Raw genomic sequence first — 25,261 nt, forward strand, 5'->3', positions numbered from 1 at the left:
GGGACACCGCGAACTCGGCCACTACGGCCGGTACATGCCCTCGCAGAGCCGGGTGATGTCCGGGCTGGTGACCCCTCGTGAGTTCCGGCACAGCTCGGCCATGGCGACCCGGGCGGGCGCCGGTGCCGTCTTCCGGGGTGCGGTACGGGGTGCCTTGCGCGGGCTCTTCCGGGGCGCCTCGGCCTTGGCCTTCGTCTTCGCGGGGGCCTCGCGGGCCACGGGTGCCGGCCGCCGCTCGGCCTTCGCCGCCTTCCCGGCCTGCCGGCGGGCCTCCGGCCGGGCCGGGCCCCCGGTACCGGGGCCGGCACCGGCCGCCGACGGTGCTGCGGGGGCGCCGCCCCGGTCCGCCGGGGCGACCACGGCGGCTCCGCCGCCGGCCGGCAGCCCGGTCAGCGGCAGGGCCCCCTCCCGGGGACCCGCACCCGGCGGGCCCGACACCGGTGACGGCCGCCGGTCCACGGGACCGGACACGGACACGCACCCCGAGGCGGCGACCAGGACGAGCAGCAGCGGAACCAGGCGATAGCGGCGCATCGGGTCACTGTGCCCTATCCCGGGTGGTCGTCGGGGCCCCTCGGCAGGGCGGACAATGGACGTATGACCGAGATCCTCACCCCCCGCCTCGTCCTGCGCCAATGGCACGAGGACGACCTGCTGCCCATGGCCGAGATCAACGCCGACCCGGCGGTGATGCAGTGGATCGGCGACGGTTCGGTGCTGGACCTGGAGGAGACCGCCGACGCGATGGAGCGGTGGGAGGAGGAGTGGGACGAGGAGGGGTTCGGCCTGTTCGCCGTGGAGCTGCTGGGTTCCGGCGAGCTGATCGGTTACACCGGACTCTCCGTCCCGCACTTCCTCCCCGAGGTGCTGCCCGCCATCGAGGCCGGCTGGCGCCTGGGACGGCAGTTCTGGGGCCAGGGGTACGCCTCCGAGGCCGCGCAGGCGGTTCTGGAATGGGGCCTCCAGGACCGCGGGCTGGAGCATGTGATCAGCATCTGCCGGGCGGACAACGCGGCCTCGCAGAACGTCACCCGCAAGCTCGGCATGAGCCTGGAGCGCGAGACCGCCGACCCGGTGCACGGGGTCCCGCTGTCCGTCTACGGCATCGACCTGACCGAGTACTCGGGCTGAGCCCCCGGACCGAGCCCCCGGCTGGGCTCCCGGTCCGGGTCCCGGTGGTCAGCGTTCCAGCAGGGCGCGCCTGACCAGGGGGGCCAGCCGGGCGGCCGCGTTCGCGTGGCCCTCGGCGTTGGGATGGACCAGGGTGGCCCGCTTCCCGAAGGCCCGGCAGTCCAGCGGCAGGGCCCCGGGCAGCGCGCTCGGCCAGAAGTCCGGGGCGTTGCCGCAGATGCCCTCCGTCCAGCGCACGTGCTCCGGCTTGCAGACGTCGTGTCCCGCGCCCGAGGCGTAGAGGTCGAGGTGGCGGTCGCCGTGCGCGGCGGTGGCCCGGGCGATCGCCCGGTTGAGGCCCTCCAGGACCTCGTCCCGGAGCCAGTCGAGGTCGGCGGCGGCGAGCGGGCCGAGCTGGGTGAGGTCACCGGGGCCGCAGTCGGTGCCGCGCTCCGGCAGGACGGCCGGATAGCCGACCGTGATCACCTTCGCGGCGGGTGCGGCCCGGTGCACCTCGGTGAGCATCCGCCCGTACTCGGCCTCCACCCGGGCGAGCCGCTCGGGGAGCCGTTCCTGGCCGGCCGGCGGGTCCGTGTACAGGCTCCGGCAGGACCGGCCGGTGAGGCCCCGCTCCAGACAGGTGGTGAGCATCCCGGCGAAGGGCAGGCTGTTGCCGCCGATGCCGATGGTGACCAGGTCGGTTCCGGCGTCCAGGCCGGCCCGTACGGTCTGCGGGTCCACCGGCGGCCAGTTGGCGGGGTCCCCGCCGGGCGGGGCCAGCCGGCCGGCAGGCTGCTGGGGCCGCAGGGCGATGTGCTCGATGGTGGCGCCGCTGCAACTGACGTCCGTCAGCCGCACCGGCCGGTCCAGCGGTGCGGCGGCGAACCCCGAGGCGACCAGGTCGGGGTAGGAGCCGGGGGCGCGGTCGCAGCCGTCCCGGGCCGGATCCCCGGCCGCGGGCGCCCGGCCGCCGACGAACAGACCGGCGGTGTACGAGTCGCCCAGCGCGGCCCACCGGTACGGATCGGCCGCCGCTGCCGCCCCGGCCGGAGCCGAGGCGGCGGCGCCGGCCGGGGCCAGCAGCGCGGCCGCGAGCAGCCCGGCGAGTCCGGCCGTGAGCGCTCGCGCGCGCAGCCGGGTGACGGAATGGCGCATGGGGTCTCCTCCGGGTGCGGGAGCCGGGGGTGGGAAGCGGCTCGACGGAGATCATCCACGCCTCCTCGGGCACCCCGCCGGACGAGCGCCCCTTCCTCCCCGAACGGCCCAACTAGTCGTACCGGTGCGGGGAGCTGCGGGGGACGGTCCGTCAACGGGCGGTGGCGGGGCCGGTCATCGGGGGGTTGAGGCGGGCGAAGGCCTCCTGGCGCTCGTAGGGGAAGTGCGGGTAGGGGGCGGGCCGGTGGCTGGCCGCGTCGAGCCGGGCGATCTGCTCGGGTGCCAGCTCCCAGCCCACCGCGCCGATGTTCTGGCGCAGTTGCTCCTCGTTGCGGGCGCCGATGATCACGGAGGACACCGTGGGCCGGCGCAGCAGCCAGTTGATCGCCACCTGGGGGACCGTCCGGCCGGTCTCCAGCGCCACCTGGTCGAGGGCGTCCACCACGTCGTAGAGGTGCTCGTCGGCCACCGGAGGGCCGAAGTCGGCGGTCTCGTGGAGCCGGCTCTGCGCGGGCAGCGGCTGTCCGCGGCGGATCCTGCCGGTGAGGCGGCCCCAGCCGAGGGGGCTCCAGACCATGGCGCCGACCCCCTGGTCCCGGGCGAGGGGCATCAGGTCCCATTCGTAGTCCCGCCCGACCAGGGAGTAGTAGACCTGATGGGCCGCGTAGCGGGGGAGGCCGTGGCGTTCGGCGGCGGCCAGGGACTTCATCAGCTGCCAGCCGGCGAAGTTGGAGACCCCGACGTAGCGGATCTTGCCGGAGCGGACCAGCTGGTCGAGGGTGCCCAGCACCTCCTCGACCGGGGTGGCGGCGTCGAAGGCGTGCAGCTGGAAGAGGTCGATGCGGTCGGTGTCCAGCCGGCGCAGCGCGTCCTCGACGGCCCGGATCAGCCGGGACCGGGAGGTGCCGGAGTCGAACGGGCCGTCGCCGGTGGGCAGTCCGGCCTTGGTGGACAGGAGCACCTGGTCGCGGCGGCCCTTGACGGCCTGGCCGAGGACCTCCTCGGACGCGCCGTCCGAGTAGACGTCGGCGGTGTCGAAGAGGGTGATCCCGGCCTCGACGCAGATGTCCACCAGGCGGCGGGCCTCCTGGGTGTCGGTCCGGCCCCAGGCGCCGAACAGCGGGCCCCGGCCGCCGAAGGTGCCCGCGCCGAAGCTGAGGGCGGGGACCTTCAGGCCGGAGGCGCCGAGCCGCCTGTACTCCATCGACCCGGCCGAACTGATGAAACCCATGACGACATCCCCTCGACGGCGAGTGCTAACGGCACCGCAGAACCTTTAAGGTGCTCCCCAAGGTAACAGGGGAATCGATTTAATGGAACTGGAGACCCGTTATGATGGTGGACGGTGGCGGCCCGGTGGACGGCGGAGCCGAAGGGGGCGGCGAGGCGGAACCGGGGACGGTGCGGCCCGGCGGGCGCACCGCCCGGGTGCGGGCCGCCGTACTGGAGGCGGCCGGGGACACCCTCGCCGAACAGGGCTTCCACGCACTGGACCTGGCCGAGGTCGCCCGTCGGGCCCAGGTGGGCAAGACCACCGTCTACCGCCGCTGGGGAACCGTCACCGGCCTGGTCGCCGACCTGCTCGCGGACATGGCGGAGCAGTCGCTGCCGCGCACCGACAGCGGGGTGCTGCTGGAGGACCTGCTGGCCAACGCCCGGCTGGTCCGGCGGACCCTGGCCGATCCCCGGCAGGGCGCCCTGTTCAAGGCGGTGATCGCGGCGGCCGCCGGGGACCCCCGGACCGCCGAGGCCCTGCACCGCTTCTACGAGGTCAGGGTCGCCGAATGGGCGCCCTGTGTGGTGCGGGCCGCCGAGCGGGGCGAGGTGCCCGCCGGAACGGACCCGTCCGAGGTCGTCCGCGCGGTGTCCGCGCCCCTCTACTACCGCTTCCTGACCACCGGCGCCGCCCTCGACGAGCTCTCGGCGGAACGCGCGGCGCGGGCCGCCTGGGCGGCGGCCCGCGCCGGGGTGTTCGCGACCGGCACCCCGTAGCGGTGCCGTCCGGCGGGCCGGGTCCGGGGGCCCGCCGTGTTCGCCCATCGCGGAACGGGGCCCCTCGGTCCGTTCGGAGGCTCAGGATCCGGTGCAAGAAGGCCCGGACCGGGTACGACCAGAGCAGACCGAACCGGAACCCGACCGGGCTGACCCGAGACCGATGCCGACCACAGAGGAGTGAGCCCCATGTCCGTTCTCGCCGGCGCCCTGCTGATCCTGGGCCTGTGGTGTACCGCCGGGCTGCTCCTCGCGGCCGGGTACGCGGTCCTCCGAACGCTCCACCGGCGGAAGGCCGATGGCGCCGACCGGCCGGAACTCCCGCCGCGCATAGCCGGGTTGCCGGCCGCCGAGCGGGCCCAGCCGGCCGGACTCCGGGGTGCCGTCGGGGTCTGAGGGACCGTTCGGCGGACCGGGAGCTGCCCGGCCCGCCCGGACCCGGCCGCACGGACCCGGGCCGCCCGTACCCGGCCCGGCCGGTCGGGTGGGTCAGCCGAGCTGCGAGAAGTAGCCCCAGCCGCCGGTTCCCACGGTCACCGAGCCCGCCTCCGTGAAGGGGGCGCCGCCCCGGTGGAAGGCCAGGTCCCCGGCCGGGGTCGTGTACCAGAGGTCGGGGTGGCCGTCGCGGTCGCCGTCCCCGGCGAAGCCGAGCACCCGGGAGGCCGGGGGCAGACTGCCGACCGGGTCCGGGCCGTTGGCGCGCAGCGCCTTCGTCGCGCTGTCGTAGACGTACTCCCGGACCGCGCCCGTGCCGTCCCGGGACCACAGCTCGGCCCGCCCGTCCCCGTTCGCGTCCCCGGGGGTGAGGACCTCCAGGTCCTTCCAGTCCGCCGGGCCGATCCGGGCGGCCGCGAAGGACAGCCAGCCGCCGTCGGCCGTCACCCGGCCGCGGTGCAGCCACAGCCCGGTGGCGCTCCGCACCACCAGGTCGGGGCCGCCGTCCCCGTCCACGTCACCGGCCGCCACCGGACGGGTGTGCGCCCAGCCGGTCTCGGACACCTTCATCACCACACCGGCCTCCAGGCCGCCCCGGCCGTCGTTGCGGTGCAGCAGCAGCTCGTCGCCCTTGCGCGCCACGACGTCCTGGTCGCCGTCCCCGTCCCAGTCGCCCCGGTGGCTGAGCACCGCGCCGTTCCACTCGGGCCCGCTGCCGACGATCCGCGGCGGGCCGAACCCGCCCCGGCCGTTGCCCGGGTACATCCGCACGGTGTCGTCCTTGCGCACCGCGAGCAGATCGGCGCACAGGTCCCCGTCCAGATCACCGGGTACCGCGACCGCGGTCCGGGTGAGCGGCCGGGCCTCGGCCCACAGCAGCTTGTGGTCCTCGGCGGGCGTCAGGTCGAGGTCGGCGGTGCGCGCCCGCAGGCCGGTGAAGTCCCGGCTGCCGAAGAAGGCGTGGTCGTACTTGAGCCGGTAGGTGAACGGCTCCGCGCTCGCGAAGGCCGTCGGCCGGTTCCGGTCCGCGTCCGCCTCGGTGAACGGGCCGGTCCCGCACAGCCCGGCCCGGACCGGGGCCAGCGCCGGATTGTCCGGCACGGCGTTGAAGTCGCCGGTCAGCAGGGCGGGTGCGCCCGCCGCCCAGCGCTCCATGTGGTCGAGCAGCACCGGTGTCCCGTTGTCGTTCGGGACGTCCTTCGCCAGATGGGTGCCGCAGGCCAGGGTGGTGCGCCCGCCGATCGGGCCCCTGGCGCAGACCACCCGGCGCAGCTCCGTGGTCGTGCCGACGGCGGCCGGGTTGACGACCGCCTGGTACGGGGTGAAGTCGCCGGGGGCGCCCTTGACGAACAGCGCCTGCCCGAAGACGGACGAGCTTCCGCCCCAGCGGTCGCAGTTGGCCACCACCTTGTCGCCGGCCCACACCGGGGTGTACTCCCCCGCCAGCAGTTCCCTCAGCGCCTCGAACTGGCCGGTGCACAGCTCCTGCAGGGCGATCACATCGGCTGATCCGCCCTCGCCCGGCCCGCCCTCGGCGGTCATCCGGGAGCGGAACTTGGCCGCCCACTCGGCGGCGGTGTCCACCGTGTTCCGGCAGGGCGTGTTGGCGCCGCACGCGTTGTACGACACGGTCCGGACCGGCTGCGGTCCGGCGGGCTCGGCGGCCACCGGCCGTGAGCCGCCCGCCAGGACCAGGCCCGCGAGCAGGCCCAGCCCGAGGGCCGTCCTGCCCACCGCCGCTGATATGGCTCTCATGTGCAATTCCCCCATGGCCCGAAGGCCGGTTCCATCGGATGATCAACGCCCCGATCATCCGGCAGGGCGGGTCACCACCAGTAGGCGGGGTACCGGGGGGCGCCGGGGCGGGCACGGGAGAGCGCGCAGCCGGCCAGGACGAGGAGCACGGCGGCCCCGGCGAGCAGCGGCACGAAGATCCTCGGGTCGGGCGTACGCAGCACGATGACCACGGCGGTGGCGCAGGCCGGCGAGTGCGGGCTGCGGGCCAGGGTCATCACCGCCATGGCGAACCCGGCGGCCAGGGCGGCCACCCAGGGGCTGCTGCCGAAGGCGCTGAGGGCCCCGTATCCGACGGCGGCGCAGAGCAGGTGTCCGAGGACCACGCTGCGGGGCTGGGCCAGCGGCAGCCCGGGCACGCCGTGCACGATCGCGGCGGACGCGGCCAGCGGCGGTATCAGCACCGGCTCGTGGATGAGCGCGCCGATGGCCACCAGGGTCAGCATCACCGCGGTGGCACCGCTGACCCCGTGCAGTGCGGCCAGCGGGGACGGCGGGGCGGGCGCGCGTCCCGCGAGCAGGGCGAGCAGCCGGGCGCGCGGCCGGGTGGTGGGTGGGGCGGGGGAGTCGGAGGCTGTGGGGGCAGGGGCAGGGGCAGGGGCAGGGGCGGGGGCGGCAGGAAGGGCGGGTTCCTGGAGCGTGGTGGTGTCGGTGGTCAAGAAGCGGTGTCCCGGGGGCAGGCCGCCGGTATGCGTCCGGCGGTGGGTGTCAATGCCCATGAAGCATAGGAACCACGACAAAGCGCTCGGCGGCCGGGGCCCCTCAGGGGGCTCCGGCCCGGCGGATCACTCGTAGCGGTACAGCAGGGCCTCGCGTTCGGTCTGCTCGATCTGCTCGATGGTCAGACCCGGCAGGTCCAGATGGGAGAGGGTGATCTCGGCGGGCTTGGGGGCCGCGTCCGGGGCGAGCCAGCGCTCCGGCTTCCAGGCGTTGCTCCGCAGGAAGGCCTTCGGGCAGTGCTGGTACACCTCCTCCACCCCGACCACGATCGCACTGCGCGGGGGTTTGCCGACGGGCGTGAGCCGCTCCAGCAGCTCCGGGTCGGCGGACACGCAGGCCCTGCCGTTGATCCGCAGGGTGGTCTCCCGGCCGGGGATGATGAAGATCAGCCCCGCCCGGCCGGTCTCCACCACGTTGTGCGAACTGTCGAGCCGCTTGTTCCCGGTGGCGTCGGGCACGGCCAGGGTGAACTCGTCCAGCACCGCGACGAACCCGGGAGGGCCGCCGCGCGGGGTGACGTCACAGCTGCCGTCGGCCCCGGTGCTGGCCACGAACACCAGGGAGGACAGCCCGATCACCTTCCGGGCGCCCTCGTGGATCCGGTCCACGCTCTTGCGCCGGGCCATCTCGCCGGGTGCCTCGTAGAGGTCGCGAAGTGCCCCGGTGTCCGGGACGGCGGTGCCCCGCAGGGCCTGGAACAGCCGGTTCTCCGCCGGCGCATCGATGGTCATGTCCAGTCAACCTATACGAGCCGTTCGCTAGGATGGCGGTATGACCGAGCGCAAACCTCCTGGCGTCAGCTTCGAGTCATTCGTCGACAAGCAGATCCGCGAGGCGACCGAACGCGGGGAATTCGCCGAGCTGCCGGGCTTCGGCAGACCACTGCCCGACGACACCGCGCCCTATGACGAGCTGTGGTGGGTGAAGGGCAAGATGCACCGCGAGGGGGTCTCCGTCCTCCCGCCCGCGCTGGCCCTGCGCAAGGAGGCCGAGGACGTCGTGGAGGCGGTGGCGAAGGCGCCCACCGAGGCCCGGGTCCGGGCCCTCCTCGCCGAGGTCAACGAGAAGATCGCCGCCGCGCTCCGGCGGCCCCCACCGGGACCGCCCCTGAACCTCAAGCCCTTCGACGTGGACGCGATGGTGGAAGACTGGCGCGCCGCACGGGGCTGAGGCCCCGCCCCGCCCCGCCGTCACCCCTCTCTGATCCTCAGCCGTCCAGGGCGGCGTCGAGCATCCGGCGGGTGACCGCCGTCAGTTCGGCGAGGTCCGGGGCCGGCCGGGTGCGGGCGGTGGCGCCCGCCAGCCGGTCGAAGAGCAGCCCCTCGGTCCAGCCGACCAGCAGATCGGCCGAGGAGCGCGGATCGGCCGCGCCCAGGACCGTCAGCACATCGGTGGCGCGGTCCCGGGAGGCCTTGCCCGCACGGTGTAGTTCGGCCCCCAGCTCGGGATTGCGGGCGGCCTCCAGGGTGAGCTCCCAGCGGGCCAGCTGGCGTTCCCGGCCCGCGGTCAGCCACCGGTGGAGCAGCGCCCCGAGGGCCGCCGCCGCCGTCTCCCGGTCGGCCCCGGCCCCGGCCATGCCCGCAGCCCCCGCCCCTGCCCCTGCCCCTGCGCCCGCCCCGTCTCCCGTGTCGAAATCCGTCATGTCCAGCTCGGCGAGCCGCTGGTAGCAGGCGCCGATCAGCGCCGTGCGCGTCCGGAAGTAGTACGAGGTGCTGCCCGCGGGCAGTCCGGCGGCCGTGTCGACGGCCCGGTGGGTCAGCCCGCGCAGCCCCGTGGCGGCCACGGTGGCGATGGCGGTGTCGGCGATCAGCGTGCGCCGGTCTGGGGTGGACATCCCCTCACTCTACAGCTGTAGAGTGAGGCCCATGGGGCTCTACAGCTGTAGAGCCGGAGGGGATCGGGGAGGCACGGCATGGCCAAGGGACACGCACTCGTCGCCGGCGCGGGCATCGGCGGACTCGCCGCGGCGGTCGGCCTGGTCCGCGCGGGCTGGCAGGTCACCGTCTGCGAGCGGGACCCGGCGGCACGCCCGGCCGGCGCCGGGATCGTCCTGGCGCCCAACGCGCTCCGGGCCTTCGAGGCCATCGGGTTCGAGGACACCCGGTGGGCCGGGGAGGCGGTACCGGCCGCCATGGGGGTGCGCCGCCCCGACGGGCGCCGGCTGCGCCGCGCCGACACCGCCGCCCTCGCCGGCCGGTACGGCCGACCGCCGCTGGCGGTGCACCGGGCGGCCCTGGTCGCCGCCCTGACGGAGGCCCTGCCGCCCGGCACCGTGCGCCACGGGTGCGAGGTCCTCGGCGTGGACCGCGCCGAGGGCCGGCCCGGGGAGCGGCCCGTGGTCCTGACCACCGCAGGCGAGACGCCCGCCGACGTGGTCCTCGCCGCCGACGGGATCCACAGCCCGCTGCGCCGCGCGTTCTTCCCCCGCCACCCCGGTCTGCGGTACAGCGGCGAGACCGCCTGGCGGACCGTGGTCCCGGGGGAGGGGATCGGCCGGGGCGGCGGCGGGCCGGCGGAGGCCACCGAGACCTGGGGCCCGGGCACCCGGTTCGGGACCGTGCCGCTCGCCGACGGCCGGGTCTACGTCTACGCCACCGCCCGGATGCCCGAGGGAGCCGGGGGCGCCGAGAGGACCACAGCGGCCAGCGGGAGCGGCGGGACCGGGCAGGGCGGACCGGGCGGTCTCCGGGACGAGCTGGAACGCCGGTTCGGCGACTGGCACGACCCGGTGCCCGCCCTGCTGGCCAGGATCGATCCGGCGGCCGTGCTCCGGCACGACCTGTACGAACTGGCCGCCCCGCTGCCCCGCTACCACCACGGGCCCGTGGTCTGGCTGGGGGACGCCGCCCACGCCATGACCCCCAACCTGGGACAGGGCGGCTGCCAGGCGGTGGAGGACGCGGCGGTGCTCGCGCATCTGCTGGAGCGGGCACCGGACCGGGCCGCGATACCGGAGGCCCTCGCCCGATACACCGAGGCCCGGCACCGGCGTACCAACGCGGTCCGGGACCGGTCCCGCCGGGCCGGGCGGCTCGCCGGAGTCGCCCTCCCGCCGGCCGTGGCCCTCCGCGACCTGGCGGTGCGCGCCGTCCCCGCAGGCCTCGAACGCCGCGCTATGGACGGCCTGTTCGGCGGGTTCGTGCTGCCCGGCGCCCTCCCGGGCGGTCAGTCCAGGCGGTGGACCCGCTGGTTGGTCAGCTCGTAGCGGGCGCCGACCACGACCAGCCGGCCCGCCCGGATCCGGGTGGCCAGCTCCGGTTCGGCGGCCAGCTTGGCCCGGACCAGCAGGGCGTGGGCGCCGATCGCCGCGTCCACCCGGGCCTCGCCCTGGAGGGAGTGGTCGATGGCCGGCCGGATCTGCTCGGCCAGGTACTGGAGGTGCCCGGGGAGCTTGCCGTGGGCGGCATCGGCCCGCACCGCGGCCGTGACCGCCCCGCAGGACTCGTGGCCGAGCACCACGATCAGCGGGATGCCCAGCTCCAGCACCCCGTAGGTGACGCTGGCGAGCACCGCCTCGTCCAGGACCTCGCCCGCGGACCGTACGGTCAGCAGATCGCCCAGCCCCTGGTCGAAGACCAGCTCGGGCGGGACCCGGGAGTCCACGCAGCCCAGCACCACCGCGAAGGGGTGCTGTCCGGCGACCAGGGTCTTGCGGACGGCCCGGGTCTCGTCGGGATGCTGCTCGTGCAGGGTCCGCCAGCGCAGGTTGCCGGCGTCCAGCTCCCGGAGCGCGGCCTGCGGGGTGTCCGGCCGGCGCCTTCTGAGCTGCGCGGTGGCGGAGACCGCGGCGGCCCCGCAGCCGGACACCGCCGCGCCGCCGACCACCGCGCCGACCCCGGTCAGCGCGGCCCGCACCAGGCCCCGCCGCCCGGCGTCCGGCCCCTGGTCCCGGCCGTGCTCCCGGCCCTGGACCTGGTCCGGACCCTGGCCCTCGCCCCGGCCCTTTTCCTGAACCCGCATCCGCACCGGGTCGTCACCCGCACGCCGACCCCGACCCTCGCCCTCGACCGTCACATCCGGCAACCTAAGGGCAATCCGGTCCCGGCCCCGGCGCGCCACCCGCCCCGCCGCCCGGCTCACTCACCCACCAGGGCCAAACGGCAGAACGACGGCGCGGCGGCGCCGCGGCGGCGGCGGACGGTGAGGGGACCGGCGATGGGGCAGGCGAGGGACCGGCGACGGGGACGGGGCCGGGGACGGGGCCGGGGGCGGGCCGCCCGGTCTCAGGCCAGGGCGAGCACCGGGCCCCCGTCGCCGAAGAGGGCCCGGACCTCCGGGATCCGCTGCCAGGGCACCCCGAGGACCCGTGCCGCGTACCGGTAGGTGACATGGCTCGCCCCGCCGGCCCCCGCCCGGAGCTGCGCCCGGGCCAGGTCCCGGTCCTCCGGGAGCACGGCCGGGGCTGCCGCCCGGGGCGGGGGGAGCCGTTCCCGGTCGAGCTCGTGGATGCCGGTGAGCCGCGCCGACAGGTCGGCCGCCGCCTCCACGGTCCTCGGCGCCAGCTCCAGCAGGCCGCTGGCCACCGGGTTCTCGGCCACCGCCGCCGACAGGCTGGTGCTGCGGATGAACCGGGAGGCCTCGGTGAGCGGGATCTCCCGCCCCACGGTCCGTACGCTGCCCCGCACCCCGTGGACGGCGGCCGCGAACAGCGCGGAGGCCTCCGAGGGGTGCCAGGCCAGGGCGCGGGCGACCGCGTCCGCCTGCCGGGGCGTCGGCGCGAACCGCCCGCCCACCTCGCCCAGCGGGTCCAGTCGGGCGAGCCGGCCGAGCAGCACGTCCTGGGGGATCTCCCCGTCCGTGCCCGGCCCGGCGATGTGCACCGTGGCCTCGACCCCGGCCAGGGTCGCGGCCGCCAGCACCAGCGCGTCCACCAGCGGACTGCACAGGGTGGCCTCGTCGCCGTGGGTGAGGATGTCTCCGCCGACGTCCACGATCCGGACCCGGCCGCCGCCGGCCGCGGCCAGCCGGCGGATCTGCTCCGCCAGCCCGGCCAGCCCCCGGTAGGGGTCGAGCAGCACCAGCCGGACGGGCAGATCGGCGGCCAGCCTGGGCAGGGTGGACCAGGCCGGCCGGACCGCGCGTGCCGCCGGGGTGACCAGATGCCCCTCCGGGCCCCGGAGCAGCCCGGTGAACTCGTGCGCTCCCAGGGGGCCCGGGGTGGGGTCCACCTCGGGGCGCTCCCAGGAGTAGGTGGCGACCAGGGGTAACCCCGTGCCGCCGCCGGCGTGCGGACCGTGGGCCCCGTACGGGCCGGCCGGCGCGAGGACCCCGCTCATGGTGACCGCCGCGATGGCGGCCCCGATCGGGTCGCCGCCGCCGCCCGCGGCGATGTACACGTCCGTCACGCGTTCTCCAGCGCGCCGGTGATCCCGGTGATCCGGACGGGGGTGCCCATGTTCTTGCGGGCCCGGGCGTTGCCCTCGTGCAGGCCCTCGTAGTACTCCCGGTCCAGGCCCTTGACCCGGTCGGAGTAGAACATCCAGGACAGCACGTCCCGGTACTTGAAGCCCTTGGCGGTCAGCTGGATCCGGGTCGGGCCGACCCGGTGCACCAGCCCGTTGGACTCGGCGGCGGCCAGCACCGCCTCCACCTCGCCGGAGATCCCGGCCAGGCCGGCCGGGTCCAGCTCCCGCAGATCGAGGTCGAAGGCGTCCAGGACGAGCCGCTTGCGGACGGTCTCCTCGGGGGTGAGGGCGAACCCGGTGGTCGGCTGGAGGGTGTGCGCCTTCGCCTGCTCGATGTACTGGGCCACCTCGGTGAGGGAGGGCTTCACGGTGCCCGTCATGTAGTCCAGCACCGAGCTGTACGAGCGGGCGCCGACCCCGAGCCCGAGCAGCGGGACCCCGTGGAAGGTCAGCACCTTCTGGACGTAGCCGCCGCGTCCGGGCTTCTTGTAGCGGACCGAGCCCTCCTGGACGTAGCCGTGCGCGGTGAACACCTCGCGGGCGTAGTCGTACCGCTCGTACAGCTCGGGCTTCCACATGTACTGGTAGGCGCCGGTCCGGGAGAACCAGGCGTCCGGACGGACCGTCAGGAAGTAGGTGGAGATGGTGGTCGGGGCCAGCTTCGCCAGCTCGTCCACCGAGTGCCGCCAGGACTCCGGGGTCTGGCCGGCGAAGCCCATGATCAGGTCGGTGGAGAGGTCGGGCAGCCCCAGCTCGTGGGCGATCGCCACGGCCTTGCGGATGGTGTCCTCGCCGGCCTGGCCGCGTCCGGCCTCCCGGATCTCCTGGGGCACCAGGGACTGGATGCCGATGTTGGCCCGGGTCAGGCCCAGGTCGATCAGCCGGCGGAAGCCCTCGGGGTCGGCGACGATGGAGTCGGGGGTGGCCTCGACCGCCACCTCCTCCACGGTGGAACGCCAGTTGGGGTAGACCGAGGCCAGGGTGCTGAAGATCTTCTCGAAGTGGCGGGTGCCGAGCAGCGAGGGGGTGCCGCCGCCGATGTAGACGGTGCGCAGCCGGCGGGCCTGGATGATCTCGGCGTGGTCGAGGATCTGGGTGCACAGCGCGTCGGTGTACGCGTCGTAGAGCTCCTGGTCGGTGGAGATGACCGTGTAGAGGTTGCAGAAGCCGCACTTGTAGCGACAGAAGGGGACGTGCAGGTAGAGGTTGAGTTCCGGGGTCTGATGGTTCTCCAGGTCCCGTGCCCACAACTCCTTGACGTTCCAGGCACCTTCTTCGAGGGGGCGGTAGGTGGAGCGGGGCGGATAGGAGTACTGGTAGGGCGGGATGACGCCCTGGTCGATGAACTGTGCGAGCTCGTTGTGCAGGTTGTTCACGATGGATCCCTCTTGTCGGGCCTGCCGTGTGTGCGTACCTTGCGCTCGCATTCGAGCACGCAACAATTTGTTGAGGCTATCGGCCGTGTGCACCAACTGGAGCCCCTGAACAGGGCGTTCTGTTGGAGGCTCGTCCAAGAGGTGCCCCTTGGGCGGCAGTTGTTTTCGGATATCAGCCCGATAGACGGTCCGTGTCCCGGACGGTTCCACTGGCGGGGTGACGAACAGCGAAGGATCCGGCCGGCGGGGCAGCGGCGTGCTGGTGGTCGAACCGATGGGGAACGCCGGCCCGTTCCTGGCCGAGGCCGCCGAGCGGCTGGGCCTGCGGCTGCACGCCGCCACCCATCCCGAGGTCGCCCGCACCTACGAGCCCTGGCTGGACCGGGCGCTGGCCGGTGTCTGCGCCACCGATCTGACCGACCCGGACCGGGCCCTGGCCGACATGGAGGCCTACTGCCGGGCGCACCGGATCGTCGGGGTCGCCGCCTGCTGGGAGCTGTTCACCCCGCTGGCCGCCGCCCTCGCGGCCCGCCTCGGGCTGCCCGGGAACGATCCGGCGCTCGCCCGCGCCGCCCGCAACAAGATCGAGATGGCGGGGGCCTTCCGGGCCGCCGGGGTACCCGTCCCGCCGGACGCGGTCGTCGGGCCCGGCGAGGACACCGAAGCGGTCCTCCGGGCGGCGGCCGCCGCCGGGCTGGGCTGGCCGCTGGTGGTCAAACCGGCCGAACAGGGCGGCTCCTGGGGGGTGAGTGTGGTCACCGGACCCGAGGGGCTCGAAGCGGCGCTCGCCGCCGCCCGGGCGTTCCCCCGGGCCATGCCGCACGGGCTGCCGCTGGACGGCCGGGTGCTGCTCCAGGGCTATGTGCCCGGCCCGGAGTACTCCACCGAGACCGTGGTCCGCGACGGGATCCCCTACCCGCTGCCGGTGGTCGCCAAGGACACCACCACCGGCCGGTACCGGGTGGAGACCGGCCACACCTGCCCGGCCGCACTGCCCCCCGGAACGACCCGCGCCCTCCAGCACACGGCGGCCCGCGCCGCCCTCGCCGTCGGCGTCCGCAACGGCATCGCCCACACCGAGCTCAAGATCCCGCCGGGCTCCGGCACCCCGGTGGTCATCGAGACCGGCGCCCGGCTGCCCGGGGACAACATCTGCGAGGTGGTCGAGGCCGCCACCGGCATCAGCGAGGCCCTCGGCTACCTCCAGGCCGTCACCGGCCGGCTGCCCGACACCACGGCCACCCGGCGGCGGGCCGCCGCCATCCGCTTCCTGCTGCCCGAACGCGCCGGGGTGCTGGAGGAGGTCCGGGTCCCCGGACTCCCCGGCACCCGCAGCGAGATCCAGCTCCGGCCCGGCGACCCCGTGCCCGAACCGGCGGACAGCTCCGGCCGGATCGGCCATGTCGTGGCCGTCGCCGACACCGCCGAAGAAGCCCGCGACCTGGCCGCCCGGGCGGCCGACGGCACCACCCTGAGAGTGAAGTGACCCCCGCCATGCCCCGCACCCACCAGGAAGCAGACCGCGACCCCGTGTCCAGCACCGCGCCCCACCCCGAGCACACCACCGCCCCCGGCACCGGCCCCGCGCGCAGGATCGCGTTCCTGCGGTCCGTGGACATCCAGCGCGCCGACCCCTACATCCAGCGCGCCGTCCGGACGCTGGCCGCCGAGGGCGTCGAGACCCTGCTGCTGCACACCCACGGCGAGGCCGGGGACACCGACTTCCCGGGCGCCCGCCGGGCCGTGCACCCGGACGTCACCCCCGCCGAACTGGCCGCCCTGGTCACCGAATGGGGCGCCGACGCGGCCGTCTCCATCTCGCTGCCCTGCGAGAACACCCTGCGCGACGCCGCGACAGGGGAGTTCCTCGAAGCCGAGGGCGTCCCCACCGTCCTCACCCCGCTCGCCGCCACCTCGCTGCTGATCGACAAGTGGGAGACCAAGCAGCTCCTCGCCAGGGCCGGACTGGACGTCCCGCGGGGCTTCCGCGTGGACTCCGACCTGCTGGCCGGCCGCGGCCTGCCGGTCCCCGCCTACGCCGACGCGCTGCGGGCCGCCGCCGCCCGGACCGGCTACCCGCTGCTCTCCAAGCCGCTCTGGGACTCCACCAGCATGGGCATCCGGGCGCTGCCCGACGCCGCCGCCCTGGAGGAGTACCTGCTGGACCCGCCGCCGGTCTCCGCCGTCATCGAGGAGTGCGTCATCGGCGATTTGTGCTCGGTGGACATCGTCGGCGAGCCCGGCGCCTACCGGGTGCTGCCGGTGTGCTGGACCGGCACCTCCGGCCCCGCCCCCGTGTTCACCTTCGCCGACCTCCGCTGGTGCGGGCCCCGCCCGGAGGCCGACCGCGCCTTCGAACCGGTCGCCGCCCGGCTGACCGCCCTCTGCGGGGAACTGGGCGTACGCGGCTCCGTCAACGTCGACATGATCTACAGCGACGGCCGCTACCGGATCCTGGAGGTCAACCCGCGGGTCGGCGGGGCCACCACCCTGTCCTGCGCCGCCTCGGACACCAACACCTACGAGGCGCTGGCCGACATGGCGCTCGGCCGCTACGCCCCCGGGGAGGTCCGCCGCACCCGCTGGGCCATCGAGTTCCTCTCGCCCGAACGTCTCCCCGAGGCCGCCCGGGCCGGGCTCGCCGACCGGGTGGAACTGGTCACCGCCCACGAGCTCGTCATCGACGGGGTCGGCCACGGGGACATCGTGGTGTTCACCGTCCCCGACGGCGCCGAGCGGAAGACCGTCGAGACCCTGGAGGAGCTCAACGCGGGCACCGGATTCCCCCGCCCGGAGATCCTCGACAAGGTCCGCGCCCTGCTCGGGGCCTCCTGACGGTGGCCCCCGACACCTCCGAGGTGCCCGCGCCCGCGCCCGTACGCCGACGCGGGCCGGCCCGCGCCCTCGGCCTCCCGGCGCTCCGCGGGCACGGCCGGTTCGTCACCGGCAACCTGATCGACTCGGTGGGCAGCGGCATGCTGCTGCCCCTGGGGCTGCTGTACTTCACCACCGTCCGCGGACTGCCGCCGGTCACCGTCGGCGCGGCCGTGACCCTCGGACAGCTGACCGCCCTGCCCGCCGTGTTCCTGGCCGGCCGGCTGATGGACCGGCACGGCCCGCGCCCGCTGACCGTGGCGGCCAACGCCGTCACCGCCCTCGGGTTCCTGGCCTTCCTCCTCGCCCACCGGCCCTGGCAGATCGTCGGCGCCTACTTCGTCGTCCAGTCCGGGGTGAACGCCTACTACACGGCCCAGCGCGCCCTGGTCACCCGGGCCACCCCGGCCGCCGAGCTCCGCGCCTGGTTCGCGTTCACCGGCAGCCTCCGCAACATCGGCCTCGGCGCGGGCGCCGCCCTGGCCGCCGGCGCCCTCGCCCTCTACGGCACCGGGGCGCTGACCGGTCTGCTGATCGCCGCCGCACCGCTCTATCTGCTGGCCGCCGTCTGCTTCGCCAGGGTCCCGCTCCACGACACCCCCGCACCCGCACCGGAACCCCCGCCCCCGGCGGCCGGGGCACCCGCCCCGCGGAAGCGGGCCCGCCGCCCGGCCGGACCGGACGCCGGCACCCGCCGCTACCTCCTGCTGGTCGGCTGCGCCCTGCCCTTCGTCCTCTCCCAGTCGATGCTGGCCGTGCTGATCGCCCTGTACGCCACCACCACCCTGGGGCTGGCCGCCTGGACCGCGAGCCTCCTGCTCATCCTGAACACGGTGCTGGTCTCCACCCTCACCTCCCCGCTGACCGCCCATCTGGCCCCGGCCGAACCGCGCCGCGCCATCGCCCTCGGCTATGTCCTCCTGACCGCCGCCATGGCCGCCTTCGCGGCCCCCGCCCTGCCCGGCACGCCGATCCCCGCATGGCCGGCCCTGCTGCTGGCCATGACCCTGTTCAGCCTGGCCGAGATCTTCTGCTCACCGGCCCTCAACGAACTCTCCGTCACCCTCACCCCGGGGGCCGCCCGGGGCGGGAAACAGAGCCTCTACCAGCTCTCCTGGGCCTCCGGGAACATCGCCGCACCGGTCCTGTTCACCACCCTGCTCGGCCTCGGCGGCGCCGTCCCCTGGACCGTACAGGCGGCCGCCTGCCTGCTCGCCCTGCTCGTCCTCCCCGCGCTCCGCCGCCCCACCGGGACCACGAGCACCGCCCCCGAACCCGAAGGCCCACCCGCCCCGTGAAGACCCGTATCGCCACCACCCTCCGCGAGATCCCCGCGGCGGACTGGGACCACCTCGCCCGCCCGGCCGGCCTCTACCTCTCGCACCGATGGCTGTCCGGCGAGGAACCCGACCCCACCGCCACCGCCTCCTACGCCCTGGTCCACGAGGAGGACGGCACCCTGCTGGCCGCCACCCCGCTGTACCTGGTGCACAGCGAACCCAACGCCTTCTACGACCCGGCCGGGCTGGATCCGGCGGACGGACCCGGCCCCCGGGTGCTGGCCGGCGCCCGCCGCGGCTACCACAACGCCCCCCTCACCCGCCCCGGGCTCTCCCCGGACCGCCGCACCGCCGCCCTGGGAATGCTCCGGGACGCGGCCCGCGCCCTTGCGGCGGAGCACGGCGCCACCCACTGGTGGCCGTATCTGACCGAGACCGCCGTCCACCGGCTCGCCCCCCTCTACCCGGAGTCCACTCCGCGGTGGATGGAGGCCGACGCGACCATCCCGCTGCCCGGCACCGGCTTCGAGGACTACCTGGCCTCGCTGCCCACCAAGCGGAAGGTCGTGGTGCGCCGGGAGCGCGCCGCCTTCGACTCCGCCGGCCTCGACGTACGCGAACTGCCGCTCGCCGACTGCTACCGGGACGCCGGCCGGCTGCTCGCCGCCCTCCAGTCCGCGCACGGGCACAGCGCGGACACCACCGAGGTGATGACCGGTCTGCTGGCCCGCCAGGCCGAGACCATGGGGGAGCGGGCTCGGGTCACCGCCGCCTACGACGGCCCGGAGATGGCCGCGTTCGGCCTCTACTACCACTTCGCCGGGACCACCTGGATCCGCGCCGTGGGCACCGACCCCGACTGCCGGGCCCCCTTCGCCTACTTCAACCTCACCTACTACCTGCCGATCGAGGCCGCCTACCGGGAGGGCACCACGGCGCTCCACGCCGGGATGAAGTCCATCCACGCCAAGAAGCTCCGCGGTGCCACCGTGACCGGCCTCTACTCCCTGCGCTGACCGGAACCCCGGCCGGGGCCCGCCGGTCAGCCGCCGACGTACGCGGCCAGGTGCTCCCCGGTCAGGGTGGCGGGGGCGGCGACCAGCGCGGCCGGGGTGCCCTCGAAGACGATCCGGCCGCCGTCGTGTCCGGCCCCCGGACCCAGGTCGACGATCCAGTCGGCGTGGGCCATCACCGCCGGATGGTGCTCGATGACGATCACCGACTTGCCGGAGTCCACCAGCCGGTCCAGCAGCCCGAGGAGCTGCTCGACATCGGCGAGGTGCAGTCCGGTGGTCGGCTCGTCCAGGACGTAGACCCCGCCCTTGTCCGCCATGTGGGTGGCCAGCTTCAGCCGCTGCCGCTCACCGCCCGACAGGGTGGTCAGCGGCTGGCCCAGGCTCAGATAGCCCAGCCCGACGTCGGCCAGCCGCTCCAGGATCCGGTGGGCCGCCGGGGTGTGCGCCTCCCCGGACCCGAAGAACTCCACGGCCTCGGTGACCGGCATGGCCAGGACCTCGCTGATGTCCCGGCCGCCGAGCCGGTACTCCAGCACCGAGGCCTGGAACCGCTTGCCGCCGCACTCCTCGCAGACGGTCGAGACCCCGGCCATCATCGCCAGGTCGGTGTAGACGACCCCGATGCCGCTGCACACCGGGCAGGCACCCTCGGAGTTGGCGCTGAACAGGGCCGGTTTCACCCCGTTGGCCTTGGCGAAGGCCTTGCGGACCGGGTCCAGCAGCCCGGTGTAGGTGGCCGGGTTGCTGCGCCGCGAACCGCGGATCGGGCTCTGGTCCACCGACACCACCCCGTCCCGGGCCGGGATCGAGGCGTGCACCAGCGAGCTCTTGCCGGAGCCGGCGACCCCGGTCACCACCGTGAGCACCCCGAGCGGGATGTCCACGTCGACCTCGCGCAGGTTGTGCGCGTTCGCCCCGCGGATCTCCAGGGCACCGGTCGGCTTCCGCACGGTCTCCTTCAGCGCGGCCCGGTCGCCGAAGTGCCGGCCGGTGACCGTGCCGCCGGCCCGCAGACCCTCCACGGTGCCCTCGAAGCAGACGCTGCCGCCCGCCGTCCCGGCTCCGGGGCCGAGGTCCACGACATGGTCGGCGATGGCGATGGTCTGCGGCTTGTGCTCCACGACCAGGACCGTGTTGCCCTTGTCGCGCAGCCGCAGCAGCAGCTCGTTCATCCGCTGGATGTCGTGCGGGTGCAGACCGGTGGTGGGCTCGTCGAACACATAGGTGATGTCGGTCAGCGCGGACCCGAGGTGGCGGACCATCTTCACCCGCTGGGCCTCGCCGCCCGACAGGGTCCCGGAGGGCCGGTCCAGGGAGAGGTAGCCCAGCCCGATCTCCACGAAGGAGTCCAGGGTCCGTCCCAGGGTGGCCAGCAGCGGGGCCACCGAGGGCTCGTCGAGCCCCGCCACCCAGCCGGCCAGATCGCTGATCTGCAGGGCGCAGGCGTCGGCGATGCTGACCCCGCCGATCTTCGAGGAGCGGGCGGCCTCGCTCAGCCGGGTCCCCTCGCATTCGGGGCAGGTGGTGAAGGTGGCCACCCGGTCCACGAACGCCCGGATGTGCGGCTGGAGCGCCTCCCGGTCCTTGGACAGGAAGGACTTCTGGACCTTGGGGACCAGCCCCTCGTAGGTGAGGTTGACGCCCTCCACCTTCACCTTCACCGGCTCGTGGTAGAGGAAGTCCTGCATCTCCTTCTTGGTGTACTTGCGGATCGGCTTGTCCGGGTCGAGGAACCCCGACTCCGCGTACGTCCGGACCGTCCACCAGCTGTCCGACTTCCAGCCGGGGATGGTGAAGGCGCCCTCGGCGATCGACTTGGTGTCGTCGTACAGCTGGCTGAGGTCGATGTCGGAGACCGAGCCCCGGCCCTCGCAGCGGGTGCACATGCCGCCGGTCCGGTTGAACGTGGCCTTCACCGTCTTCTTGTTGCCGCGCTCCACGGTGATGGCCCCGCTGGCCCGGACCGAGGGCACGTTGAAGGCGTACGCGTTGGGGGAGCCGATGTGCGGTTCGCCGAGCCGGCTGAAGAGGATCCGCAGCATCGCGTTGGCGTCGGTGGCGGTCCCCACGGTGGAGCGGGGATCGGCGCCCATCCGCTGCTGGTCCACGATGATCGCGGTGGTCAGCCCCTCCAGCACGTCCACCTCGGGCCGGGCCAGCGTCGGCATGAACCCCTGGACGAAGGCGCTGTACGTCTCGTTGATCAGCCGCTGGGACTCGGCGGCGATGGTGTCGAACACCAGGGAGCTCTTGCCGGAACCGGAGACCCCGGTGAACACCGTCAGCCGGCGCTTGGGGATGTCGACGCTGATGTCCTTGAGGTTGTTCTCGCGCGCTCCGTGCACCCGGATCACCTCGTGCCGGTCGGCGACGTGCGGCGCCCCCGTCCGCGGGGCCCCCGCCCGGGGCGCCCCCGTCTGCGGTTCCGCCTTCTTGGCCCTGGTCATCCGTCTCTCCGTCCGTCGGCCGGTTCTACTTCGTCCCGGGGGGCCGGGGCAACGCCCGACGGCCCGCCCGTGCGGTGTGTCGCGGCACCGCCCAACCCCCATTCATGCAAGAAGCGTTGACAAAGACGTCATCTGCTAGAAACCTGTGCCGCGACAGCTGCAAAAACTAGATAACACTCTGCAAGTTTCCAGCACGCTCGGCCCTCCCGTCCGATGCAACGGCATCGCACGGATCCCCCCATGGAACAGAGGACAGCATGAGATGGAAGCAGGACGGCCGGCGGATGCTGGCCGGCACGGTGGTCGCGGGGCTGGTGTCCGTCGGCCTGTTGCCCCTGACCGCCACCGGCGCGACCGCCGCGGGCGGCCCCAACCTCGCCCTCGGCAGGACGGCCACCGCCAGCGGCGCGCACGGCGGCTACGGCGCCGGCGGGGTCACCGACGGCAACCAGGGCTCCTACTGGGAGGGCCCGCAGGGCTCCTTCCCGCAGTGGGTCCAGGTGGACCTCGGCCGGAGCGCCGCCATCGACGAGGTCAAGCTGAAGCTGCCCGCCTCCTGGGAGTCCCGCACGGAGACGCTCACCGTGCAGGGCAGCACCGACGGCAGCACCTTCAGCACCCTCTCGGCGTCCTCCGGCCGGGTGTTCAACCCGTCCCAGTCGAACACGGTGACCATCGGCTTCCCCGCCGCGACCGTCCGCTACGTCCGGGTCGCCGTCACCTCCAACACCGGCTGGCCGGCCGCCCAGATATCCGAACTGGAGGCCTACGGGGTCGCCGGCGGCGACCCGGGCGACCCCGGTGACCCGGGAGACCCGCCGGTCGGGGTCAACCTGGCCAAGGGCAAGCCCATCGAGGCCTCCTCGGTGGTCCAGTCGTACGTGGCCGCCAACGCCAACGACGACAACGTCAACAGTTACTGGGAGGCGGCCGGACAGCAGTCCACGCTGACCGTGAAGCTGGGCTCCAACGCCGATGTCACCGGGGTGGTCCTCAAGCTCAACCCGGACCCCGCCTGGGGCAACCGCACCCAGAGCTTCGAGGTGCTGGGCCGCGAGCAGTCCGCCTCGGCGTTCACCACCCTCAAGGCCCGCGCCGACTACGCGTTCAGCCCCGCCGGGAACGCGAACACCGTCACCGTGCCGGTCACCGGCCGGCTCGCCGACGTCCAGCTGAAGTTCTCCGGGAACACCGGGGGCGGCGGCGGACAGGCCGCGGAGTTCCAGGTCATCGGCGCCGCGGCCCCGAACCCGGACCTCACCGTCCCCGCGCTCTCCTGGTCCCCGGCCGCACCGTCCGAGAACGACCCGGTCACCGTCGACGTCACCGTCCGCAACGCCGGGACCTCCCCGTCACCGGCGACCACGGTCAACGTCAGCCTGGAGGGCGCGGTCGCCGGCAGCGCCCCGGTCGGCGCCCTCGCGGCCGGCGCCTCGGCGACCGTCCCGGTGTCCGTCGGCAAGCGCCCGATGGGCAGCTACACCGTGTCGGCGGCCGTCGACCCGGCCGGCACCGTCCCCGAGCAGGACGACACCAACAACAGCCGCACCGCGGCCGCCAAGCTGGTGGTCGGCCAGGCCCCGGGGCCGGACCTGGAGGTCCGCTCCATCACCACCAACCCGGCCAACCCCGCCGTGGGCGCCCCGGTCTCCTTCACCGTGGCCGTACACAACCGGGGCACCGCCGCGGTCGCCGCCGGCAGCATCACCCGGCTGGTCGCGGGGAGCACCACGCTGAACGGCCCCACCCCGGCGGTACCGGCCGGCCAGACCGTCAACGTGCCGATCACCGGGACCTGGACGGCCACCAGCGGCGGCGCCAACCTGACCGCCACCGCCGACGCCACCGGCCTGGTCGCCGAGACCAACGAGAACAACAACAGCCACTCCCGCGCCGTGGTCGTCGGCCGGGGCGCGGCCCTGCCGTACACCGAGTACGAGGCGGAGGCCGGGCTCTACAACGGCACCCTGCTGCAGAGCGACGCCAAGCGGACCTTCGGACACACCAACTTCGCCACCGAGTCCTCGGGCCGCGAGTCGGTCCGGCTGAACTCCACCGGCCAGTACGTACAGTTCACCTCCACCGCTGCGGCCAACTCGATCGTGGTCCGCAACTCCATCCCGGACGCGGCGGGCGGCGGCGGCCAGGACGCCACGATCAGCCTCTACGTCAACGGCAGCTTCTCCCGGAAGCTCAACCTGTCCTCCAAGCACAGCTGGCTGTACGGCAGCACGGACAGCCCGGAGGGCCTGACCAACACCCCGGGCGGTGACGCCCGCCGGCTGTTCGACGAGTCCAGCACCCTGCTGGGCCAGAGCTACCCGGCCGGCACCACCTTCCGCCTCCAGCGGGACGCCGGGGACACGGCCTCGTACTACATCATCGACCTGGTCGACCTGGAGCAGGTGGCCCCGCCCGCCGCCAAGCCGGCCGAGTGCACCTCGATCACCGAGTACGGGGCGATCCCCAACGACGGCATCGACGACACCGCCGCCATCCAGCGGGCCGTCACCGCCGACCAGAACGGCCAGATCTCCTGCGTCTGGATCCCGCAGGGCCAGTGGCGGCAGGAGCAGAAGATCCTCACCGACGACCCGCTGAACCGGGGCCAGTTCAACCAGGTGGGCATCAGCAACGTCTCCATCCGCGGGGCCGGCATGTGGTACTCGCAGCTGTACACGCTGACCGCCCCGCAGAACGCCGGCGGCATCAACCACCCGCACGAGGGCAACTTCGGCTTCGACATCGACGACAACACGCAGATCTCCGACATCGCCATCTTCGGCTCGGGCACCATCCGCGGCGGCGACGGCAACGCCGAGGGCGGCGTGGGCCTCAACGGCCGCTTCGGCAAGAACACGAAGATCACCAACGTGTGGATCGAGCACGCCAACGTCGGTGTCTGGGTCGGCCGCGACTACGACAACATCCCCGCCCTGTGGGGCCCCGGCGACGGGGTCGAGTTCAGCGGGATGCGGATCCGCAACACCTACGCCGACGGCATCAACTTCGCCAACGGCACCCGCAACTCCACCGTCTTCAACTCCTCCTTCCGCACCACCGGTGACGACGCCCTCGCGGTGTGGTCCAGCAAGTACGTGAAGGACCAGTCGGTGGACATCGGACACGACAACCACTTCCGCAACAACACCATCCAGCTGCCCTGGCGGGCCAACGGCATCGCCATCTACGGCGGTTACGGCAACACCATCGAGAACAACCTGATCTACGACACCATGAACTACCCCGGCATCATGCTGGCCACCGACCACGACCCGCTGCCGTTCTCCGGACAGACCCTGATCTCGGGCAACGGCCTCTTCCGCACCGGCGGGGCGTTCTGGAACGAGGACCAGGAGTTCGGGGCGATCACCATCTTCCCGGCCAACCTCCCGATCCCGGGCGTGGTCATCCGCGACACCGACATCCACGACTCCACCTACGACGGCATCCAGTTCAAGACCGGCGGCGGGGTGATGGCCGACGTCAAGATCACCAACGTGACCATCGACAAGTCCAACAACGGATCCGGCATCCTGGCCATGGGCGGGGCACGCGGCAACGCCACCCTCTCCAACGTGACCATCACCGGCTCCGCCGAAGGGAACATCCTGGTCGAACCCGGCTCCCAGTTCGTGATCAGCGGAGGCTGATCAC

21 protein-coding genes are annotated in these 25,261 nt (G+C 74.0%); 10 read left to right on the plus strand and 11 right to left on the minus strand.

Going from position 1 to position 25,261, the window contains the following annotated elements; translation table 11 throughout:
- Positions 1–21: 21 nt before the first annotated feature.
- The gene (locus ACZ50K_RS06940; protein WP_468898355.1) at positions 22–534 is read right to left on the minus strand and encodes a hypothetical protein; all 513 of its coding nucleotides are present in this window, start codon (positions 532–534) and stop codon (positions 22–24) included.
- A 63-nt stretch (positions 535–597) separates the two neighbouring features.
- Here ACZ50K_RS06940 and ACZ50K_RS06945 point away from each other — a divergent pair, with 63 nt between their 5' ends.
- Positions 598–1,131 carry a GNAT family N-acetyltransferase gene (locus ACZ50K_RS06945; protein WP_468898357.1) on the plus strand — a complete coding sequence of 178 codons (534 nt, stop codon included), beginning with the start codon at positions 598–600 and terminating at the stop codon, positions 1,129–1,131.
- A gap of 48 nt (positions 1,132–1,179) precedes the next feature.
- Here the strand turns inward: ACZ50K_RS06945 and ACZ50K_RS06950 are convergent, their stop codons facing one another.
- Together ACZ50K_RS06950 and ACZ50K_RS06955 are read right to left on the minus strand one after the other, a co-directional pair.
- On the minus strand, positions 1,180–2,265 hold the full coding sequence (locus ACZ50K_RS06950; protein WP_468898360.1) for an SGNH/GDSL hydrolase family protein: 1,086 nt from the start codon (positions 2,263–2,265) through the stop codon (positions 1,180–1,182).
- A gap of 151 nt (positions 2,266–2,416) precedes the next feature.
- Positions 2,417–3,469, minus strand: coding sequence for an aldo/keto reductase (locus ACZ50K_RS06955; RefSeq protein ID WP_468898516.1), 1,053 nt, complete (start codon positions 3,467–3,469; stop codon positions 2,417–2,419).
- Between the two features lie 128 nt (positions 3,470–3,597).
- Here ACZ50K_RS06955 and ACZ50K_RS06960 point away from each other — a divergent pair, with 128 nt between their 5' ends.
- On the plus strand, positions 3,598–4,257 hold the full coding sequence (locus tag ACZ50K_RS06960; protein WP_468898363.1) for a TetR/AcrR family transcriptional regulator: 660 nt from the start codon (positions 3,598–3,600) through the stop codon (positions 4,255–4,257).
- A 189-nt stretch (positions 4,258–4,446) separates the two neighbouring features.
- Complete coding sequence (locus ACZ50K_RS06965; protein WP_468898366.1) at positions 4,447–4,653, plus strand: hypothetical protein; 207 nt, start codon at positions 4,447–4,449, stop codon at positions 4,651–4,653.
- Between the two features lie 93 nt (positions 4,654–4,746).
- Here ACZ50K_RS06965 and ACZ50K_RS06970 read toward each other — a convergent pair whose 3' ends face one another.
- From ACZ50K_RS06970 to ACZ50K_RS06980, 3 genes are all read right to left on the minus strand, one after another.
- Positions 4,747–6,447 (minus strand): FG-GAP-like repeat-containing protein, encoded by a 1,701-nt coding sequence (locus ACZ50K_RS06970; RefSeq protein WP_468898368.1) that lies wholly within the window; start codon positions 6,445–6,447, stop codon positions 4,747–4,749.
- Between the two features lie 71 nt (positions 6,448–6,518).
- Positions 6,519–7,145 carry an HPP family protein gene (locus ACZ50K_RS06975; protein ID WP_468898370.1) on the minus strand — a complete coding sequence of 209 codons (627 nt, stop codon included), beginning with the start codon at positions 7,143–7,145 and terminating at the stop codon, positions 6,519–6,521.
- A 126-nt stretch (positions 7,146–7,271) separates the two neighbouring features.
- Entirely contained in the window at positions 7,272–7,937 is a 666-nt protein-coding gene (locus tag ACZ50K_RS06980; RefSeq protein WP_468898373.1) for an MSMEG_1061 family FMN-dependent PPOX-type flavoprotein, read from the minus strand.
- A 40-nt stretch (positions 7,938–7,977) separates the two neighbouring features.
- Here ACZ50K_RS06980 and ACZ50K_RS06985 point away from each other — a divergent pair, with 40 nt between their 5' ends.
- Positions 7,978–8,376, plus strand: coding sequence for a DnaJ family domain-containing protein (locus ACZ50K_RS06985; RefSeq protein ID WP_468898376.1), 399 nt, complete (start codon positions 7,978–7,980; stop codon positions 8,374–8,376).
- 37 nt (positions 8,377–8,413) lie between these two features.
- On the opposite strand, the gene ACZ50K_RS06990 is transcribed toward ACZ50K_RS06985, so the two are convergent.
- Positions 8,414–9,040 carry a TetR/AcrR family transcriptional regulator gene (locus ACZ50K_RS06990; RefSeq protein ID WP_468898378.1) on the minus strand — a complete coding sequence of 209 codons (627 nt, stop codon included), beginning with the start codon at positions 9,038–9,040 and terminating at the stop codon, positions 8,414–8,416.
- 78 nt (positions 9,041–9,118) lie between these two features.
- Between ACZ50K_RS06990 and ACZ50K_RS06995 the strand changes: the two genes are divergently transcribed.
- A complete protein-coding gene (locus tag ACZ50K_RS06995) occupies positions 9,119–10,411 on the plus strand; it encodes an FAD-dependent monooxygenase (RefSeq protein ID WP_468898381.1) in 1,293 nt (430 codons plus the stop codon).
- Here ACZ50K_RS06995 and ACZ50K_RS07000 read toward each other — a convergent pair.
- The 3 genes from ACZ50K_RS07000 to ACZ50K_RS07010 all read right to left on the minus strand — a co-directional run bounded on the left by ACZ50K_RS07000 (position 10,372) and on the right by ACZ50K_RS07010 (position 13,987).
- The gene (locus ACZ50K_RS07000) at positions 10,372–11,166 is read right to left on the minus strand and encodes a carbonic anhydrase (protein WP_468898384.1); all 795 of its coding nucleotides are present in this window, start codon (positions 11,164–11,166) and stop codon (positions 10,372–10,374) included. The genes ACZ50K_RS06995 and ACZ50K_RS07000 overlap by 40 nt on opposite strands.
- Before the next feature lie 263 nt (positions 11,167–11,429).
- Positions 11,430–12,551 carry a DUF1152 domain-containing protein gene (locus tag ACZ50K_RS07005; RefSeq protein ID WP_468898387.1) on the minus strand — a complete coding sequence of 374 codons (1,122 nt, stop codon included), beginning with the start codon at positions 12,549–12,551 and terminating at the stop codon, positions 11,430–11,432.
- On the minus strand, positions 12,548–13,987 hold the full coding sequence (locus ACZ50K_RS07010; protein WP_468898389.1) for a coproporphyrinogen-III oxidase family protein: 1,440 nt from the start codon (positions 13,985–13,987) through the stop codon (positions 12,548–12,550). The genes ACZ50K_RS07005 and ACZ50K_RS07010 overlap by 4 nt, the downstream gene beginning before the upstream one ends.
- Positions 13,988–14,204: 217 nt before the next feature.
- Here ACZ50K_RS07010 and ACZ50K_RS07015 point away from each other — a divergent pair, with 217 nt between their 5' ends.
- The 4 genes from ACZ50K_RS07015 to ACZ50K_RS07030 are packed head-to-tail and all read left to right on the plus strand — an operon-like array spanning position 14,205 to position 19,157.
- Entirely contained in the window at positions 14,205–15,473 is a 1,269-nt protein-coding gene (locus ACZ50K_RS07015) for an ATP-grasp domain-containing protein (RefSeq protein ID WP_468898392.1), read from the plus strand.
- A 44-nt stretch (positions 15,474–15,517) separates the two neighbouring features.
- On the plus strand, positions 15,518–16,822 hold the full coding sequence (locus ACZ50K_RS07020) for an ATP-grasp domain-containing protein (RefSeq protein ID WP_468898395.1): 1,305 nt from the start codon (positions 15,518–15,520) through the stop codon (positions 16,820–16,822).
- 2 nt (positions 16,823–16,824) lie between these two features.
- Complete coding sequence (locus ACZ50K_RS07025; protein WP_468898398.1) at positions 16,825–18,159, plus strand: MFS transporter; 1,335 nt, start codon at positions 16,825–16,827, stop codon at positions 18,157–18,159.
- Positions 18,156–19,157: a peptidogalycan biosysnthesis protein gene (locus ACZ50K_RS07030; RefSeq protein WP_468898401.1), complete on the plus strand. Its 1,002-nt coding sequence runs from the start codon at positions 18,156–18,158 to the stop codon at positions 19,155–19,157. The genes ACZ50K_RS07025 and ACZ50K_RS07030 overlap by 4 nt, the downstream gene beginning before the upstream one ends.
- Positions 19,158–19,183: 26 nt before the next feature.
- Here the strand turns inward: ACZ50K_RS07030 and ACZ50K_RS07035 are convergent, their stop codons facing one another.
- Positions 19,184–21,604, minus strand: coding sequence for an ATP-binding cassette domain-containing protein (locus tag ACZ50K_RS07035; protein ID WP_468898404.1), 2,421 nt, complete (start codon positions 21,602–21,604; stop codon positions 19,184–19,186).
- Between the two features lie 257 nt (positions 21,605–21,861).
- On the opposite strand from ACZ50K_RS07035, the gene ACZ50K_RS07040 reads away from it, so the two are divergent.
- On the plus strand, positions 21,862–25,257 hold the full coding sequence (locus ACZ50K_RS07040; RefSeq protein ID WP_468898407.1) for a CARDB domain-containing protein: 3,396 nt from the start codon (positions 21,862–21,864) through the stop codon (positions 25,255–25,257).
- Positions 25,258–25,261 lie beyond the last annotated feature (4 nt).

The sequence above is a fragment of the Streptomyces sp. NPDC033845 genome, from assembly GCF_055576225.1.

Coding starts and splice junctions, on each gene's coding strand:
- ACZ50K_RS06940 (WP_468898355.1), bottom strand. CDS start 534: ATGCGCCGCTATCGCCTGGTTCCGCTGCTGCTCGTCCTGGTCGCCGCC.
- ACZ50K_RS06945 (WP_468898357.1), top strand. CDS start 598: ATGACCGAGATCCTCACCCCCCGCCTCGTCCTGCGCCAATGGCACGAG.
- ACZ50K_RS06950 (WP_468898360.1), bottom strand. CDS start 2,265: ATGCGCCATTCCGTCACCCGGCTGCGCGCGCGAGCGCTCACGGCCGGA.
- ACZ50K_RS06955 (WP_468898516.1), bottom strand. CDS start 3,469: ATGGAGTACAGGCGGCTCGGCGCCTCCGGCCTGAAGGTCCCCGCCCTC.
- ACZ50K_RS06960 (WP_468898363.1), top strand. CDS start 3,598: ATGATGGTGGACGGTGGCGGCCCGGTGGACGGCGGAGCCGAAGGGGGC.
- ACZ50K_RS06965 (WP_468898366.1), top strand. CDS start 4,447: ATGTCCGTTCTCGCCGGCGCCCTGCTGATCCTGGGCCTGTGGTGTACC.
- ACZ50K_RS06970 (WP_468898368.1), bottom strand. CDS start 6,447: ATGAGAGCCATATCAGCGGCGGTGGGCAGGACGGCCCTCGGGCTGGGC.
- ACZ50K_RS06980 (WP_468898373.1), bottom strand. CDS start 7,937: ATGACCATCGATGCGCCGGCGGAGAACCGGCTGTTCCAGGCCCTGCGG.
- ACZ50K_RS06985 (WP_468898376.1), top strand. CDS start 7,978: ATGACCGAGCGCAAACCTCCTGGCGTCAGCTTCGAGTCATTCGTCGAC.
- ACZ50K_RS06990 (WP_468898378.1), bottom strand. CDS start 9,040: ATGTCCACCCCAGACCGGCGCACGCTGATCGCCGACACCGCCATCGCC.
- ACZ50K_RS06995 (WP_468898381.1), top strand. CDS start 9,119: ATGGCCAAGGGACACGCACTCGTCGCCGGCGCGGGCATCGGCGGACTC.
- ACZ50K_RS07000 (WP_468898384.1), bottom strand. CDS start 11,166: ATGCGGGTTCAGGAAAAGGGCCGGGGCGAGGGCCAGGGTCCGGACCAG.
- ACZ50K_RS07035 (WP_468898404.1), bottom strand. CDS start 21,604: ATGACCAGGGCCAAGAAGGCGGAACCGCAGACGGGGGCGCCCCGGGCG.
- ACZ50K_RS07040 (WP_468898407.1), top strand. CDS start 21,862: ATGAGATGGAAGCAGGACGGCCGGCGGATGCTGGCCGGCACGGTGGTC.